Source organism: Spirosoma pomorum (genome assembly GCF_054776615.1).
The window spans coordinates 369088-385812 of record NZ_BAAHBP010000029.1; the positions used below are offsets into that span (position 1 = coordinate 369088).

A 16725-nucleotide genomic window follows, 5' to 3' on the forward strand; every position below is an offset into this window, starting at 1 on the left:
TGTTAGCGCCGGACTAGTTTATCGGAGCCAATTTCCTGTCGCTTATTTCCTTTTGTGTCAGTAATCTCAACGGATTTGATCTGTGGATCGATGAACAGCACGCGGCTCGACTGAGAGAGGAACGAATTGCCGTAGGCAAACTCCACCTTTTGTTTCTTGCCGTCCGGGAAGGTCAGCAAGGCCGATACGTCGGATGTTCGTAGCCGAACGCTGGGCACAGGAGCGCTATTGCGGAAAACACAAAGTGGTCCCCGGTTCTGAGTAGCGATCAGTAACTCACGACCTTTTGCATCCGCGAGCTGAGCCAGACCTTTGGCATTGCCGGGTACGTAAAATCCACTGCTGGAGAGTGACTGGGCCGTGAAACCACCTTTCCCGTCACCTTTCAAATACAGGCCATTCAGCGCATCGTAACGGCCCGACTGTACTTCTCCGCCGAAGTCATTACCTACCAGCATTACATCCAGCTTGCCGTCGCGGTCAACATCTTCGGCCACCATGCCAAAGACGGGGGCCAGCTGAGCCTGCGTGGGCAGGGGATGCAGCGCAAACGTGCCATCCCCCTTATTCTCGACATAAGCCGACTGCATATAATTGGCTTCCAGTACCAGCGCGCTTTGCCGTTCTTCGGGCGTTAATAACTTATCAATACTAGCCTGGCTAAAGTCTTTGAACATCGGGAAACGGCGACGCATGATGATCATCTGCTTGATGAGGTCTTCGCGGCCATGAAACGTAAACTCCCGCCGGGTTCCGTTTTCATCGGGAATGACAATCGTTGGAATCGCATCGTAGAAACCGTTGTTGTCGAAATCACCCGCGTATACCCGTACCGGTTCGCGATCACTGGCGCGCATCCGGGCGTTCAGCCCCAGATTGCCCGCAACGTAGTCGATGTCGCCGTCGCGGTCAAAATCACCCGCTACGAGCGAATTCCACCAGCCTTTCTGACCCTCCAGGCCGCAGACGGTTTTAGTCAGTTTTCCGGCTTTGTTTTTCAGGAGCGTTAAGGGCATGAACTCACCCGAGAGGAGCAGATCGGGCCAGCCATCGTTGTCCGGATCGGTCCAGAGCGCGTCGCAGATTAGGCCGATATTATTCAGCTCAGGCGCCACGGTTTTCGTTACGTCCGTAAAGCGTGGCTGGCCTGGTTTGGAATCATTCCTCAGGATACAACTTGATACCGGCTTGGGGTAATGATCAGGCTCAACCCGGCCACCAACGAACAAATCAAGATCCCCATCGCGGTCAAAGTCGACCGCTTTTACGCAGGATTTGCTCGTATTGTTCAGCGGTAAAGCCTGAGTGGCTACCGTGAAATTTCCTTTCCCGTCGTTAACGTATAAGCGATCCTGATAAACGGGCGTGTTGGCATTGCCTTCGCTGCTACCACTGGCAATGTAGAGGTCCAGGTCACCGTCGCCATCTGCGTCAAACAGCAATGTCCCCATGTCCTCTTCCGATTTGCCTCCAGTTTGTCCAGGAAGAGTGGTCGATGCGGGTAAAAGATCTTTTTCCGCAAAGGAACCAGTAGCATTCTGTAGCAGGAAGAGGCCCTTTTTAGTTCGGGAACCTCCCAGGAAAATATCATCAAAACCGTCACCATTTACGTCACCCACGGATACGGCCGGGCCGTATTGCGATAATTTGTGGGGCAGCAGCTTTTGGACGTTAAAGTCAATGTACTCCGGTTCCTGGTGCATAAATGCAATTCCGAGTGAGTCGGTTACTTCCGTAAACTGAGTTTTGGGCTGCGCTGGACGGCTAAGTGGCTCGCGGGCGTTACGAACATCAGCGGTCAGAATCTGATTAGCCTTGACATTACGCAGTGTTTGCTGCCGGGCGGGCTGTCCGTGGTGAGCAGGCCAGATAATCCGGACTTCCTTGATCGTATTGACATCGCCCAGACCAAAGTGAGCGACGGGCTCAACCGTCGATAGATAGCCGCGATAGGGGCTATGTTCGTATACCTGGTGCTGGTTAGCAGCGCCGTAATCCAACTCGACAAAGGCCCCCAGTCCCATCCGGTTCTGCTCCGCCCCGACGAACTTAATTCGTAAGTAGTTGGCTTTTTCGGGTTTACTTTCGACTAAGTTGTTCCGGTAGACGAACGCTGAGTCATTAATGTTATTGACGATATAGTCCAGGTCACCATCGTTGTCCAGATCACCGTAAGCCGCTCCGTTCGAAAAGGACGGGTTGTTGATGCCCCATTGCTTCGTTACGTCCTCGAACGTCAGCGCACCGGGCTGGCGGCTGCCGTTGTTACGGAATGCATAGTTGCTGATTTTTACCTCCGGAATCTGATTGATTGTAAAGGCCCGTCCGGCTACGGCCGCGCTCTCGGTGCGGAAAGCCATAAAATCCCGATCGGTTACGTCCTTGGGAAAGCCATTGGTGACGATCAGGTCACGGTAGCCATCATGGTCGAAATCGGCGACCAGCGGTGTCCAGCTCCAGTCGGTTTCAGCGACGTCAGCCAGCAGACTAATTTCGCTGAAAACGGGATGGGCCGGATCGGCTTTCGAAGCCGGGCGGTTGCCCTGGTTCAATTGCAATGTATTCCGGACGTATTGGTGCATGTGTTTGTACTCATCGTTATTGAGGTACGTCTGGTAATCGTTCGGGCCGAGCAGCATTTTCTTGCGCCGGTTGTCACGCGGCATCATATCCAGTGCTACCACATCGACTAGCCCGTCATTATTGATGTCGGTGACATCATTACCCATGGCTGTATTGCTGGTATGCTTGAAATACCTGGCTGCCTGGTCTGTAAACGTACCGTCCTGGTTGTTGATATAGAGCAGATCGTCGGATAGGTAATCATTGGTAACATAGATATCCTTCCAGCCGTCGCGGTTAATATCCGTGATGTTTAGCCCCAACCCATACCCTTCAATTAAGATACCCGCTTGCTTGGATACATTCGTAAATACGGGATGGCCAGCCTTAGCGTCAAAATCATTCCGGTAGAGTCGATCCGTGTTTGGTGCCGAGCCGTCCGTAATCTTAGCCTTGTAAGCATTCGGATAATCATCGATAACGTCAGTTAACACGTACAGATCCAGGTCTCCATCATTGTCGTAGTCAAAGAAGGCGGCACTGGTCGTGTGGCCATCATCGGCAACGCCGTATTCCTTTGCCATTTCGCGGAAAACGGGTGGCTGACCATTTTTGGCGCCCTGATTGATGTACAGCAGATTTTCCCGGCGCTTGGCATTATTGCTCAGGGTGGCACCTACGTATATATCCAGCCAGCCGTCATTATTGATGTCAACCAGCGTAACGCCGGAGCACCATTTACCGCTCTCACCAATACCCGCTGACTTACTAATATCGGTGAACTTGAAATCCCCCTGGTTCAGATAAAGCCGGTTGGCAACCTGGTTACCGGAAAAGAACACATCGGTTTTGCCGTCATTGTTGAAATCCCCCAGCGCGACCCCACCGCCGTTATAGTAGTATTCTGCGTCCAGAATGCTGGACGAGTCATTATCAACGATACGGTTTGAAAACGTAATGCCGGTTTCATCGGCGGGTAAAAGACTGAAGAGCGGTTTGTCTGAAAACTGGCAGGCGCTGATCGACCAGATAACCGGAGCAAAAAGAGAACAGACGAAGAGGAAGCGTTTAAACATATTTAGCAACAAATGGAGTGGCTAAAATACAACTTATAATTTGTACGATACTATAACGTTTGAATCAAAGAATAACAGATAGTCAAAATGTACTTTTTTAAGTAGAACCCATAAGTAAGTTGGTAAGTAGGGTAGGGGATAGGGTAGATGTACGCATAAGTCAATGTGTCCGTTCCAGCAGCAGAATAGTATACAGATAAGAGAAAATTGGGTATTACGCATAAGAAACAATTGATTATTAAATGGCGCGGTGATGAACATGTTTTGATACTTTTTTAATAAACTTATGAATAAATCTAATCTTTTTCGTGTATAAAACAAACGGACCTTTGAAAAGTAAAAAGGTCCGTATAATATTGGTTCAAATTTATAGCTCAATAATACAAACCCTATGAACACTAAACTCTACCAGACCTTACAGTCTGTAGTACTGGGTGTCTTTCTGCTCTTGCTGAGTATGAATGCGATGGCCCAGGATCGCCGGATTACCGGGCGTGTTACCAATGCCGATGGTCCCGTTCCCGGTGCCAACGTTGTTCTTAAAGGAACAACCACCGGGGTTGCTACGGATGCCGAAGGTAACTTTGCCCTGAATATTCGGGGAACAAACCCTGTGCTGGTTATATCAGCCATTGGTTCGAAAACACAGGAAGTAGCCGTTGGTAACCAGACAACCCTAAGCATCACGCTACAGGACGACGCAACGGCTCTGCAAGAAGTTGTTGTTACCGGTTATACCACCGACAACAAACGGGAAACCACTGGCGCGGTAGCGACCGTTAAAGCCCAGGATCTGAAAGTTGTTCCATCGGCTAACGTTGAAACGCAGTTACAGGGCCGAGTAGCCGGTGTAACGGTTGTTGCCAGCGGTCAGCCAGGAGCTAACAACACCGTTCGGGTACGTGGTTTCGGTGCTTTTGGTGGTAACCAGCCATTATACGTGGTTGACGGAGTACCAACGCAGAGTACAAACTTCCTGAATCCGGACGATATCGAGTCGACCACGATTCTGAAAGATGCTTCGTCGGCTTCTATCTACGGTGCTCGTGCTGCCAACGGTGTGATTGTCATCACGACAAAGAAAGGCCAGCGGAAAGCGCAAAAACTTAGCATTACGTACGACGGACTGTATGGTTTTACCGATCCTGGTACTGCACCAGCCGTTTTAACACCACAGGAGCAAGCCGATTGGACCTGGGCTGCCGTACGCAATCGTCAGCTATCGCAAAGTCCTACGTCGCCAGTTAGTTACACAGGTATCGCCAACGGTCAGTATGGTTCGGGTAATACGCCTGTTCTGCCTGATTACATCAACGTAGGTGGTCGGGCCGGGGTTATTGGTACGGTCGATCTGGCTGCTGAGCAGGCGAAATACAACGTCGATCCAAACCGCGGTGCTATCTACCAAGTTGTTCGGGCTAACAAGCAAGGTACAGACTGGTACAAGGCTATCACTCGTCAGGCTCCGTTGCTGCGGCAGACGCTGGGTTTCTCGGGCGGTACGGAAAGCAGCCGTTTCTTTGTTAGCTTAGGCCAGCAGAAGCAGGCTGGTATTCTGAAATACAACGACTACCAACGCTACGACATTCGGGCTAACTCGGAGTTTGATATCATCAAGAATCTACGCTTCGGTGAAAATTTCCAGATGACCTACATCAACAACTCGGGTCAGATTGGTGATAACGGCGGTCAGCGTACGGCTCAGGAAGAAAGCGTTATTCTATCGGCTTTCCGGATGGCACCAATTATTCCAATTTATGATGAGTTTGGTGGTTACGCAGGTACAGCGGCAAAAGGTTTCAACAACCCACGGAACCCAGTAGCAGAACGGGATGGTATCCGCAATAATCGTAACTTCAACGTAGCTGCGTTCGGTAACGTTTATTTAGAGTACGATCCAATCCCTGCCCTGACCCTGCGCACCAGCCTGGGGGGCGGGTACAGCAACTACTACAACAAGGGTTACAACCGTCGCCAGTACGAAAACTCGGAAAACAATGGTGCGTTCTCGCTGAATGAAGGAGCTGGTTACAGTTTCAACTGGGTGTTCACCAACACAGCCCAATACAAAACCCGTATCGGTAACGACCATAGCCTTGATGTACTGGCTGGTGTTGAAGCGCTGAACGATGGCGCAGGACGGAACATAAGCGGTACGGGGCAAAACCCATTCTCGACGGACCCTAACTACGTATCGTTTAACACTACGTCAGGTAGCGGACGCGTTCTGAACGGTGATCTGTTCAGCGGGGTTAATTTCTACTCAGTATTCGGTCGGGCCAACTATATCCTGATGGACAAATACATTCTGACCGGCGTTATTCGTCGGGACGGTTCGTCTCGCTTTGGTTCGGCTAACCGCTACGGTGTGTTCCCTGCTTTCTCAGCAGCATGGCGTATTTCGGGTGAAGAGTTCATGAAAAATGTTCCATTCATCACCGACCTGAAAATTCGTGGTGGTTACGGTCTGATGGGTAACTCGAACAACGTTGACCCAAACAACCAGTTCAGCTTGTATCAGTCTAACGTAGCAAACGGATATGATATTTCCGGTTCGAACAGCTCAACCGCAGCTGCCTTCTTCCGGAGCCGGATTGGTAACCCGAACGCTAAATGGGAAACCAGTGTCACGACAAACGTAGGTATCGATGGTACGTTCCTGAATGGTAAACTTGATCTGGTACTTGATATTTGGCGGAAAGATACTCGTGATCTGCTGTTTCAGGCGCCTATTCCAGGCGTAATCGGCTCTCGCGCCAGCGCACCTGCTGTTAACGTAGGTAGCATGCGTAACCAGGGTGTCGACTTGCAAATCACGACTCGTGGTCGGACCAGTTCGTCAGGTTTAGGATACGAAGTAAGTGTAAACGGTAGCTTCCTGAAAAACCAGATACAGGCTCTAGCACCAGGCGTTGATTACCTGGACGTAGGTCTGCCAACGAACCGGATTGGTGGTCTGCCAACTCGTCTGCAGGCTGGTCAGCCACTGGGTTCATTCTACGGATATAAAGTAGTTGGACTGTGGCAGTCGCAAGAAGATATCAACCGGGCAAATTCTACGGCAGCGGGTGGTACGTATCAAATTGGAGCAGGTCCCGGCCGGTTCCGCTATGCTGATACGAACGGTGACGGCGTTGTTAACGAGAATGACCGTACCTTTATTGGCAGCCCTGTGCCAAAGTTCACGGGTGGGGTTAATCTGCGCTTGGATTACAAAGGCTTTGACTTCCTGGTCTATGCGTACACCTCACTGGGTAACAACCTGTTCAACTATTCGAAGTGGTTCACGGACTTCTACCCATCATACCCAGGTGCGGCAATCAGCGCGCGGGTTCGGGATTCATGGACGCCAACGAATACAGGCACGAGTCAGCCAATCTTTGAAGATGTATCGAACATCAGCACGAACGGCGCTATTAACTCGTGGTATGTTGAGAATGGTTCTTTCCTCCGTCTGCAAAACATCACACTGGGTTACACGCTGCCAACAGGCTTGCTGGACCGGGTTGGTTTGAAGCGGGTTCGGGTATCGATCGCAGCGAACAACATTTTCACGATCTCGAAATACAGCGGTCTGGATCCAGGTGTAGGTGCTGCTAACGACCAGTTGCTGGGTATTGACGTAGGTAACTACCCAATCACACGCAGCTTCAACGCGGGTATCAGCGTAGGACTCTAGTAGGTTAAACCTTATTATTAAGACACAAAGACATGAAAAAAATACTTGCGAAAGGAACTGGCCTGACGCTTCTGACCCTGCTTGGCTGGGCATGTTCGAACGAGTTTCTGGACGTGCCGCCAACCAACCAGCTGCAGATTACCAACTTAAATAACAAATCGGGGATTGAGGGGCTTTTAATCAGCTCGTACTCACAGCTGAACGGTCGGGGCTACAGCCAGACTGCTAGCTCGACTAACTGGGTATACGGTAGTATCCTGGGGGGCGAAGCAAACAAAGGATCAAACGCCGGTGACTTCAACGCCATCATCCCGATCATGCGGTATGAGGTGCAGTCGACCAATAACGAGATCAACCAGCGGTGGCTGGCTATGTACGAAGGCGTTAGCCGGGCAAACTCGGTGCTACGGGCGCTGCCAACGGCGGACGCTACCGTATCAACTTCGGATAAAACACGTATTGGCGCCGAAGCTCGCTTCCTGCGTGGCCATTATTATTTCGACCTGAAACGTACTTTTAACATGGTACCTTTTGTCGACGAAACGGTTGATTACGCAGCTGGTATCGCTGATATCAAAAACGACGTAGATATCTGGTCGAAAATCGAAGCTGATTTCAAATACGCGTACGACAATCTACCCGAAACACAATCGGAAGCTGGTCGGGCAAACAAATGGGCGGCTGCTACGTATCTGGCAAAAGCTTATCTGTATGAGAAAAAATACAGCGAAGCGAAAACGTTGTTTGACTTAATCATTGCCAATGGTAAAACAACCAACGGTAAGAAATATGCGTTGGTAGCTCAATACCGGAACGTGTTCAGCTTCGATAACGAAAACAATGAAGAAGCTATCTTCTCTACGCAGAATGCTGCGAACACGGGGAGCTCTGATGCCGCTTCTGGTGATTTGAACCTGAACTGGCCCTACAACACGGGTCCTTCTGGTCCAGTAGGTTGCTGCGGATTCTTCCAACCTAGCTTCGAACTAGCTAACTCGTTCCGTACGGATGCGAATGGTCTGCCACTGCTGGATGGATCGTATAACACGGGATCGAACCAATTGGTAACCGACCAAGGTCTAGAATCGACGCAAGCGTTTACGCCAGATGCGGGTAACCTTGATCCACGTCTTGACCAATCCGTTGGTCGCCGGGGTATTCCTTATCTCGACTGGCAGGATTTCCCAGGTAAAGACTGGATTCGTGATCAGGCTTACGGTGGTCCTTACGCGCCTAAAAAGTATATCTACACGAAATCGCAGGAAAGCCGCGCTGCTGACGTATCAAACTGGACGAAAGGCTGGACGGGTATCAACATCCTCCTGATCCGCTACGCCGATGTGCTGCTGATGGCCGCTGAAGCAGAAATTGAAGTAGGTAGTCTGGAAAAAGCACGGGACTACGTGAACCAAGTTCGTCGTCGGGCAGCTAACTCTGCTGGTTTCGTGAAAACGTCAGCGGGCGCTAATGCCGCTAAGTACGTGATCAACGAATTCCCATCGTCGGCCTTCTCGTCGAAAGACGCTGCTCGTTCAGCCGTTCGTTTCGAACGTAAGCTGGAACTGTCGGGCGAAGGTCACCGGTTCTTTGACCTGGTTCGCTGGGGTATCGCAGCTACGACAATCAACTCGTATCTGACGTACGAAGGAGCGAAACTGTCGAACGCACTGGGTGGCGCTAAATTCACTTCTGGTAAGAATGAGTACCTGCCTATCCCGCTGACGCAAATTGACTTGCAGAAAGGCGTGCTGACGCAGAATCCTGGGTACTAACCAAGGTTAACAAGTAGTAAAAAAGGGCGACCGTTAAGTAAACGGTTGCCCTTTTTTGATTAACGGGAACTTGTAAATACCAACGCGGCATTTTACCTTTGGCACACTATGAAACGCCCGCTGTTCCAACTATTCAATCTCCTGATGGCCTGCATTGTCTTGCTGAGCAGCACAGGCTTTGGACTGGTGGAACACTCTTGCCAGATGCGCGGCAAGAAAAAAATTATGGTGGTTGCTTTCAGCAAAAACGCCGAAAAAGCAGGATGTAAAATAGGTAAACATACTACTACCAGCAACGATCAGGTAACGCTCAGCCGTGAGGAGTGCTGCCAGGACGAACAGCATTACGAAAACGTAGACGTAACGTCTTCGTTGAGCCAACTGGTAGCCAAATTCGCTAAAATCGTTACGGAGGCCGTTCTGACAAGCGTTGCCGCTGTTGTTACATGGTTAGTTGACTGGATCTTTGACCACGCTGTCGCAACCAGTGCTCCGTCCGTTTCAGACCCTCCTTCCCCAGCGGGGCGAGATATCCTCCTGCTCGTACAGCGCTTCCTGATTTGATGTATTGATTAATGCATTGCTGCCGGTGTCCGCAAGACACGGGCTTATTCTGTTTTTCATCAATCGATACATTACATGCGATTTTACCTTCTTTCAATTGCCTTACTGGCGACACTGTCATGCTGGGCTCAAACTGACTCGTCGCTCGTCCTTCGGGGACTCGTTGTTGAGCAACAAGATAACAAACAAGTACCACTAGTTGGGGCTACCGTTCGTTGGATCGACTCCAACGTGGGTGGTATCACGGATTCAATAGGGCGCTTTCAGCTGCCCTTAACTACCCAATCCAAACAATTACTGATTAGCTACGTCGGCTATCAATCAGATACACTGACTGTGACTAATCCGGCAAATAGTATCGTAATTGTTCTGCGACCGGAACGTACGCTGTCGGAAGTGACGGTATCTGGTACCGCTGGTCAGCTCGACCGGATGAACCCGATCCAGACCGAGTTAATCACTCAACGTACATTAGCCAAAGCGGCCTGCTGCAACCTGTCGGAAAGCTTCGAAACGAACGCGTCGGTCAGCGTTTCGTACGCCGATGCGGTTACGGGCGCCAAACAGATTCAGTTTCTGGGACTGGGGGGACAATATGTGCAAACCAACGTCGAAAATATTCCGACAATTCGCGGTCTGGCAACCACTTTTGGTCTGAATTACATTCCTGGTACCTGGATTACGTCCATTGATATTGGTAAAGGAGCTGGCTCCGTCGTGAATGGTTACGAGTCGATGAGCGGACAGATGAACGTAGAGCTGCAAAAGCCCGACAGCCCGGACAAACTGTTTTTAAACGGCTACGTCAATAGCTTCGGCCGACTGGAGGGTAACGCAAACTGGTCAAAACCGATCAACAAAAAGTGGAGCGTAGGCGTACTGGGGCACGCCAGTACGTTACGTAACGAGATTGATCAGAATAACGACGGCTTCCGGGATTTACCGCTTTATACCCAACTCAATGGCATCAATCGCTACAAATACAGCAGCGCTCGTTTTGTAGCACAATTCGGCGTAAAAGCCTTGTACGAAGATCGGGAAGGGGGACAGTTAGCCCGCTTTGATAGTCCCACCTCCACGCGTTATAGCTTTGGTAATACGACGCGACGACTGGAATTTTTTTCGAAAACGGCTAAGCTTTACCCAGACAAACCTTATAAAGGGCTGGGGCTTATTCTGAACGGACTACACCACGAACAGATTGCCAATTTTGGGTATCGACCTTATCTGGGTTTACAGCGGACATTTTACGCCAACCTGATTTATCAGTCTATCATTGGCAATACCAACCACGCTTACAAAGCCGGGCTTAGCTATCTGTTGGATGATTACCACGAGCGGCTGGCGTCGCAACAAACCCGTCGGACTGAATCAGTACCAGGTCTATTCGCGGAGTATACGTACTCGTATTTGGAAAAATTGACGGTTGTGCTGGGCGGTCGCTTCGATTACCACAACCTGTTTGGACCGCAATGGACACCGCGTGCGCACCTGAAGTACAACGTGAGTCCGAACGTAGCGCTCCGGGCATCGGGGGGACGTGGCTTCCGGGTACCGAATGTCTATATCGAAAATTTTGGGTATCTGGTCAGCTCACGGGCCGTGTTTAATAATGCTCCGCTCCAGCCCGAGGTCTCCTGGAACTACGGCCTCAGCTTATCCAACGATATTAACCTATTTAGCAAAAAATCCTCGTTAGTGTTCGATTACCACCGGACTACGTTCGAAAATCAACTTGTCGTCGATCTGGAACATCCCCGCGAATTGTACTTCTACAACTTGCAGGGGCAATCGTTCGCCAATAGCTTCCAGGCAGAATTCAATATACAGCCTGCTAAGCGATTTGAGATTAAGGCGGCCTACCGGTTGTTCGATGTTCAGCAGAGTATGGGCGGGCCGTTCGGCGAAAACCGATTACTGCCTAAAATGATGGTGAGCCGGGACCGGATGTTGCTGAATGCGGGCTACGCGTTGCCTTTTGATAAGTGGAAATTTGATGCCACGTTGCAGTGGAACGGTCCCCGCCGGATTCCTTATCTGCGTCCGGATTACGTACACACGGGTTACAATAACATGCCAACCGAGTACGCGCCAGGTTTTTACAACCTAAACGCGCAGGTAAGTCGGGCCTTCCGGAGCGGGTGGGAAATCTATCTAGGGGGTGAGAACCTGACGGGGTTCCGGCAACTGAATCCTATTGTAGCCGCCAACGATCCATTCGGCGTTAATTTCGATGCGGGGAGTCGGGCTTGGGGACCCATTACGGGGCAGATGATATACCTAGGCTTTCGCTTTAAACCAGTCTTGTGATGAAGTTGATCGTGAAAAATATGGTGTGTGATCGCTGCAAGCGGGTTGTACGCGAAGAACTGACGAAGATCGGGGTCGTACCAAGCCGGGTCGATCTGGGGGAAGTTGAGATCGATAACCTACCTGCTACGGTTACGCTCGATGACCTCCGGCAGCTATTGCAGGAAAACGGCTTCGATCTGGTCGATGATCGGCGCCAGTCGCTGGTTGAGCACACGAAAGTATTGCTAATCAACGAAGTGCAACATCTGAAGGGAGATCGCCAAACCAGCGAGAACTACTCGACCTTTCTGGAGAGAAAGCTTGGGTACGAATACTCTTACCTGAGTGGTCTGTTTTCGGCGAGTGAGGGACAGACTGTTGAGAAGTACATTATTGCCCTTAAGATTGAAAAAGTGAAGGAGTGGCTCCGGTACGATGAGCTGACTCTGAGTGAAATAGCCTGGCGGCTAGGGTACAGCAGTGTACAGCACTTATCCAACCAGTTCCGGCAGGTGATAGGACAAACACCCGGTCAGTTTCGGAAGGCGTCTCAAACAGAACGTCGACCGCTGGATACGCTTTAAAGTAGACCGGAATTATGTAAAAACCGAAAAGTCTATAGAGAGTTATTTTGTTGACCAATGGTGGTCGGTTAATCAAAAACTCAACCAGACTCATGGAAAACATGACTTCAACCCAACACGTCGATACCTGTTTTAGCTGCGCCGAAGCTTGTGAAGCCTGCGCCACTGCCTGCCTGGAAATGGGCGATGAAGACAGCAAAGGCCACGACATGACGGCCTGCATCAAACTGTGTCGCGACTGTGCTGACCTTTGTACATTGTGTGGGCGGCTGACGGCCCGCGGTTCACAGTTTATGGCCTCGTTCATGAACGTATGCGCCGAGGCCTGTGAAGCCTGTGCCGCTGAGTGCGAAAAACACGCTGATCATAACGCACATTGTAAAGCCTGCGCTGAGGCTTGCCGGAAATGTGCTCAAGAGTGCCGGAGTATGGCTGCTTAAGAATACGAATGACCAATGGTGGTATCGCCTGCGGGTAATACCACCGTTTTTTACGACTCAACTAGCTGATGAATAAATTTCTTGTACTGATACTGCTAACCCTGAGCATACGGGTAATCGCGCAGCACCAGCATCACGAAGGCAAATCGATGCCCGGCATGCCAATGTCTGGACAGAAGAAGCCAATAAAAGCTGATTCTGCAAAAAACGATCATTCGTCGATGATGGATGGGCACGGGATGAGCAACGATGGTATGACGATGGACATATCCATGCCGGACACATCCATGGGGGGGATGACCCACTCGCTGTCGCGCTATCTACCCATGAACCGTAATGGTTCCGGGACGTCCTGGCATCCAGATAATACACCCATGTATGCGTACATGAGTCATCCGTCCAGTAGTCCATGGAGTTATATGCTACACTACGCAGTTTACTTACGGTATACCAGTCAGAACAGTAATAATCCCGGTGGGCGGGGACGTGCTCAACAGCTGGGAGCGCCTAACTGGTTTATGGGCATGGCCCAGCGGAAAGTGGGCCGAAAAGGCTTGTTTCAGATACGGGCTATGGTTTCGCTCGACCCGCTGACCGTCACGAACGGAGGATACCCGTTACTGTTCCAGACGGGGGAGACGTATAAAGATCAGCCGCTAATTGACAAACAGCACCCGCATGATCTTGTGTCTGAATTATCAGTAAGTTACAGCCACTCGTTCAACAAGGACATGGATCTGTATGGTTACGTAGGCTATCCCGGCGAACCGGCTCTTGGCCCGCCAGCCTTTATGCATCGTATCTCGTCGTTTAGCAACCCGGATGCGCCGTTGAGTCACCATTGGCAGGATGCAACGCATATCCTGTTTGGCGTTGCCACGGTTGGCTTTCGCTACAAATGGGCTAAACTGGAAGCCTCATCATTCACGGGACGTGAACCCGATGAAAACCGATACAATTTTGACCGGCCCCGTTTCGACAGTTATTCGTATCGATTGTCCGTCAACCCGTCGCCATCACTGGCCTTTCAGTTTTCGCAGGGCTACCTGCGTAGTCCTGAAGTAGCGCATCCCGACGAGAACGTAACCCGAACAACCGCGTCGGTATTGCACAGCAAAGGGCTGGGCGCGCCTGGTCGATACGTAACGTCGGCGCTGACCTGGGGGATGAACAGCCACGATGGCAAAAACGAGAACGCGTTTCTGGCCGAAAGTAGTTTACAGATCGATAAAGTTGCTTTTTACGGACGATACGAGAATGTAGGAAAATCGGCGGAAGAATTATCGGTAGCCAGTCAGGCCGAGCGGCTAGGCTACGATGAACATGCTGTATTTACCATCAATAACCTTACGCTGGGTATGAACTACCGGTTGGCCCAACAGTGGAATACGGACTTAGTAATAGGCACGCAGGTAGCGGCAGGTATGACGGATCAATTTTTGCGAAGGATTTACGGAAAAACACCCATATCGGGTCAGATCTATCTGCGGCTGTCGCCCAGCCTGATGACAATGAAAAGTATGCACGGCCATATGAAGAGAATGCACCATTAAGCTAGAATTTACGTTATCAATTCACATAAACACCTGTAAACCATGTTACGTAACCTACTTTTAACCGCGCTGACAACGTTGACTCTGGCGGGGTACACTGCCACCGCAAAATCAGTTGACGACGACAAAGACAAAGAAGTCAAGATAAAGACCTCGGCCGTATGCGGTATGTGCAAGGCCCGTATCGAACGGAATCTGGCGTTTGAAAAAGGCGTGAAGGAAGCAAACCTTGACGTAAAATCGAAAGTGGTTACGATCAAGTACAATCCCAACAAGACGGACGTAACAAAATTGAAGTCAACTATCAGCAAGACTGGTTATGACGCAGAAGAAGTGATGGCCGATGCGGCTGGATACGAAAAACTGCCAAGCTGCTGCAAAAAAGGCGGCATGGAGCACGAGTAAGCCAATTCGAAAGATACTAAGGACAAAAAAGGCCGCCAGATGATCTGGCGGCCTTTTTGTATTGATGCTGATACGCTAGCCGACTGCGGCACCGGCCATTGAACTAATACCTGCCTTTCCCAAATTAGCCAGGAGGAACCGACCGCTTGCCGTAATGCGATTAATGAAGATATATTCGTACTCAACCGTAGCGTGCCAGCCAATAGTCAAGGCAGTTACGTTCTCCCGTTGTACAGCGGTCGCTGTTGTGATAGCTGTACCTTGACGAGTATCGATTTGGTGCTGACGCGCAATGACGACATTGTCCTGGCGTGCCCAGCCAGAAAGACCTCCCCCGGCGCGTAAAGCATGTCGACTGCTTTTGAGAAAATCGACAAGAATGGTCAGATCACTGGTTAAACGCTGTCTTTTGTTGCCGAACACCCGTTGTCCATTCTTCTCACCTATAAGGTTGTCTACAGCGAGGTAGCCGCCCGTAGCAGCCAAAATCAACCGATCGTTGGCCAGATGGCGGGCGTAACGAAGGCTGTATCGAAATCCCAGATCGTCAGGAAAGTCCAGACTCATATAGTCTACACCAGCCTGAATCGAATTTTTTGATGCTGACTACTGCGCTGATACCAATGAGTTAGTAAGGGCACCCAACAGAATCGTGAGATAGAATTTCATCATCGCGCTGAGTCTATACCAATTCCCAGAAAATCGCCAGATTGCCGGTTGTGCTTTTCGAGGGCGTAATAGTAAGGCTAAGCTCCTCGGCCTGATAATGATCAAAGCCAAAGCTGCGATCCTGGTAGGTTCCAGACTCTAAATCAATGCTTTGAACGGGGACGCGCTTGCCAGACGCGTCAAATCGAAAGATGGTTAGATTAACGTTCTCACTGATCGTTCCGTTGATACGGATCGACATAGTACTCGTGTAGGACTGGCGAGTGGGAAAAAGAGTAAACGTTGCGGGACGGGCAAAGTCGTTAATAAGAATTTCCTGTGACGTGGACCGGCCAACTTCGAGTTCCTGGCAAGCAGTTAGAAACGCAAGGCAAAACAGGAAGGCAAGTATTAGGTGGCTTGTTTTCATACGTAAAGGAAGGAGGTGTCCACAAAAATAATTCTGTATTATCTACAGACAAACAAGAATGGTCAAATTGACAGGAATTAATACGTCCGTGAACCCTTGGATTGCGCAGCAACGAAGGTCGTAACGCTTAGATTATGACTGAGTTTTACGGACTTGCAAAACGTTGACTTATACTCTTTGACGAAATCAAGCCTCGCCAGTGCAGTTACTGAAGTTTTTACCTTTTCCTAAATTCCCGGATAAAAGCCTGCCTTTTAAAGTAAGAAACGGACCGACATATTCTTATGGTACTCTAACAACCCTAACTCTACTCGTATGTACGCCCGTATCATTCAGGTTTCATTGCAAGCCGATGCGATTACCGAAGCCACCGATTATTTCAAAAACTCCGTTGGACCAGCCCTTAAAGACCAAACTGGCTTTTTGAATAGTCGTTTTCTTGTCAACTCTGACACGAACAAATGCCTGATGGTTACACTTTGGGAATCGCCGGAAGCCCGTACCGGAGCAGAGAGCAATGGATTTCTACAAGACGTTTTGAAGAACATGAAGCAGTACTTCGCCGAACAGCCCGTCATTGATTATTACGATGTAGCTGTTCAGGTTGCATGACACAAGCCAGTATGGCCCGACACGAGTTCAGGTCGGGCCATATTAAAAGATTACGAGCGATTTGCGGCATCGATCCGTCATCTTCAACTGGAGAATGGTAAGATGCGC

General features: G+C 50.1%; 12 protein-coding genes. 9 read left to right on the plus strand and 3 right to left on the minus strand.

Annotation, left to right across the window (positions count from 1 at the left end; genetic code table 11):
• Positions 1-2: 2 nt before the first annotated feature.
• Positions 3-3638 carry a CRTAC1 family protein gene (locus tag ACYVAD_RS19050; RefSeq protein ID WP_461141112.1) on the minus strand — a complete coding sequence of 1212 codons (3636 nt, stop codon included), beginning with the start codon at positions 3636-3638 and terminating at the stop codon, positions 3-5.
• A gap of 391 nt (positions 3639-4029) precedes the next feature.
• On the opposite strand from ACYVAD_RS19050, the gene ACYVAD_RS19055 reads away from it, so the two are divergent.
• The 8 genes from ACYVAD_RS19055 to ACYVAD_RS19090 all read left to right on the plus strand — a co-directional run bounded on the left by ACYVAD_RS19055 (position 4030) and on the right by ACYVAD_RS19090 (position 14927).
• A complete protein-coding gene (locus tag ACYVAD_RS19055) occupies positions 4030-7317 on the plus strand; it encodes a SusC/RagA family TonB-linked outer membrane protein (protein ID WP_461141113.1) in 3288 nt (1095 codons plus the stop codon).
• Between the two features lie 32 nt (positions 7318-7349).
• Complete coding sequence (locus ACYVAD_RS19060) at positions 7350-9089, plus strand: RagB/SusD family nutrient uptake outer membrane protein (RefSeq protein WP_461141114.1); 1740 nt, start codon at positions 7350-7352, stop codon at positions 9087-9089.
• A gap of 108 nt (positions 9090-9197) precedes the next feature.
• Positions 9198-9653, plus strand: coding sequence for an HYC_CC_PP family protein (locus tag ACYVAD_RS19065; protein ID WP_461141115.1), 456 nt, complete (start codon positions 9198-9200; stop codon positions 9651-9653).
• Positions 9654-9728: 75 nt separating this feature from the next.
• Positions 9729-11963, plus strand: coding sequence for a TonB-dependent receptor (locus ACYVAD_RS19070; protein ID WP_461141116.1), 2235 nt, complete (start codon positions 9729-9731; stop codon positions 11961-11963).
• Positions 11963-12529, plus strand: a complete 567-nt coding sequence (locus tag ACYVAD_RS19075; protein WP_461141117.1) for an AraC family transcriptional regulator — start codon at positions 11963-11965, stop codon at positions 12527-12529. Before ACYVAD_RS19070 ends, ACYVAD_RS19075 begins: the two co-directional genes overlap by 1 nt.
• Before the next feature lie 92 nt (positions 12530-12621).
• A complete protein-coding gene (locus tag ACYVAD_RS19080; RefSeq protein ID WP_461141118.1) occupies positions 12622-12969 on the plus strand; it encodes a four-helix bundle copper-binding protein in 348 nt (115 codons plus the stop codon).
• Between the two features lie 68 nt (positions 12970-13037).
• Positions 13038-14522: a hypothetical protein gene (locus tag ACYVAD_RS19085; protein WP_461141119.1), complete on the plus strand. Its 1485-nt coding sequence runs from the start codon at positions 13038-13040 to the stop codon at positions 14520-14522.
• A gap of 42 nt (positions 14523-14564) precedes the next feature.
• Positions 14565-14927 (plus strand): heavy-metal-associated domain-containing protein, encoded by a 363-nt coding sequence (locus ACYVAD_RS19090; RefSeq protein ID WP_461141120.1) that lies wholly within the window; start codon positions 14565-14567, stop codon positions 14925-14927.
• Between the two features lie 75 nt (positions 14928-15002).
• Here the strand turns inward: ACYVAD_RS19090 and ACYVAD_RS19095 are convergent, their stop codons facing one another.
• Both ACYVAD_RS19095 and ACYVAD_RS19100 read right to left on the minus strand, forming a co-directional pair.
• Positions 15003-15494 (minus strand): hypothetical protein, encoded by a 492-nt coding sequence (locus tag ACYVAD_RS19095; protein WP_461141121.1) that lies wholly within the window; start codon positions 15492-15494, stop codon positions 15003-15005.
• A gap of 115 nt (positions 15495-15609) precedes the next feature.
• Positions 15610-16005: a hypothetical protein gene (locus ACYVAD_RS19100; protein ID WP_461141122.1), complete on the minus strand. Its 396-nt coding sequence runs from the start codon at positions 16003-16005 to the stop codon at positions 15610-15612.
• Positions 16006-16320: 315 nt separating this feature from the next.
• Here ACYVAD_RS19100 and ACYVAD_RS19105 point away from each other — a divergent pair, with 315 nt between their 5' ends.
• Positions 16321-16617 carry an antibiotic biosynthesis monooxygenase gene (locus ACYVAD_RS19105; RefSeq protein WP_461141123.1) on the plus strand — a complete coding sequence of 99 codons (297 nt, stop codon included), beginning with the start codon at positions 16321-16323 and terminating at the stop codon, positions 16615-16617.
• The last annotated feature ends 108 nt before the right edge of the window (positions 16618-16725 follow it).

Bases quoted from the DNA above. Each gene is read 5' to 3' on its own strand.
- ACYVAD_RS19050 (WP_461141112.1), bottom strand. From the start codon at position 3,638: ATGTTTAAACGCTTCCTCTTCGTCTGTTCTCTTTTTGCTCCGGTTATC.
- ACYVAD_RS19055 (WP_461141113.1), top strand. From the start codon at position 4,030: ATGAACACTAAACTCTACCAGACCTTACAGTCTGTAGTACTGGGTGTC.
- ACYVAD_RS19060 (WP_461141114.1), top strand. From the start codon at position 7,350: ATGAAAAAAATACTTGCGAAAGGAACTGGCCTGACGCTTCTGACCCTG.
- ACYVAD_RS19065 (WP_461141115.1), top strand. From the start codon at position 9,198: ATGAAACGCCCGCTGTTCCAACTATTCAATCTCCTGATGGCCTGCATT.
- ACYVAD_RS19070 (WP_461141116.1), top strand. From the start codon at position 9,729: ATGCGATTTTACCTTCTTTCAATTGCCTTACTGGCGACACTGTCATGC.
- ACYVAD_RS19075 (WP_461141117.1), top strand. From the start codon at position 11,963: ATGAAGTTGATCGTGAAAAATATGGTGTGTGATCGCTGCAAGCGGGTT.
- ACYVAD_RS19080 (WP_461141118.1), top strand. From the start codon at position 12,622: ATGGAAAACATGACTTCAACCCAACACGTCGATACCTGTTTTAGCTGC.
- ACYVAD_RS19085 (WP_461141119.1), top strand. From the start codon at position 13,038: ATGAATAAATTTCTTGTACTGATACTGCTAACCCTGAGCATACGGGTA.
- ACYVAD_RS19090 (WP_461141120.1), top strand. From the start codon at position 14,565: ATGTTACGTAACCTACTTTTAACCGCGCTGACAACGTTGACTCTGGCG.
- ACYVAD_RS19095 (WP_461141121.1), bottom strand. From the start codon at position 15,494: ATGAGTCTGGACTTTCCTGACGATCTGGGATTTCGATACAGCCTTCGT.
- ACYVAD_RS19100 (WP_461141122.1), bottom strand. From the start codon at position 16,005: ATGAAAACAAGCCACCTAATACTTGCCTTCCTGTTTTGCCTTGCGTTT.
- ACYVAD_RS19105 (WP_461141123.1), top strand. From the start codon at position 16,321: ATGTACGCCCGTATCATTCAGGTTTCATTGCAAGCCGATGCGATTACC.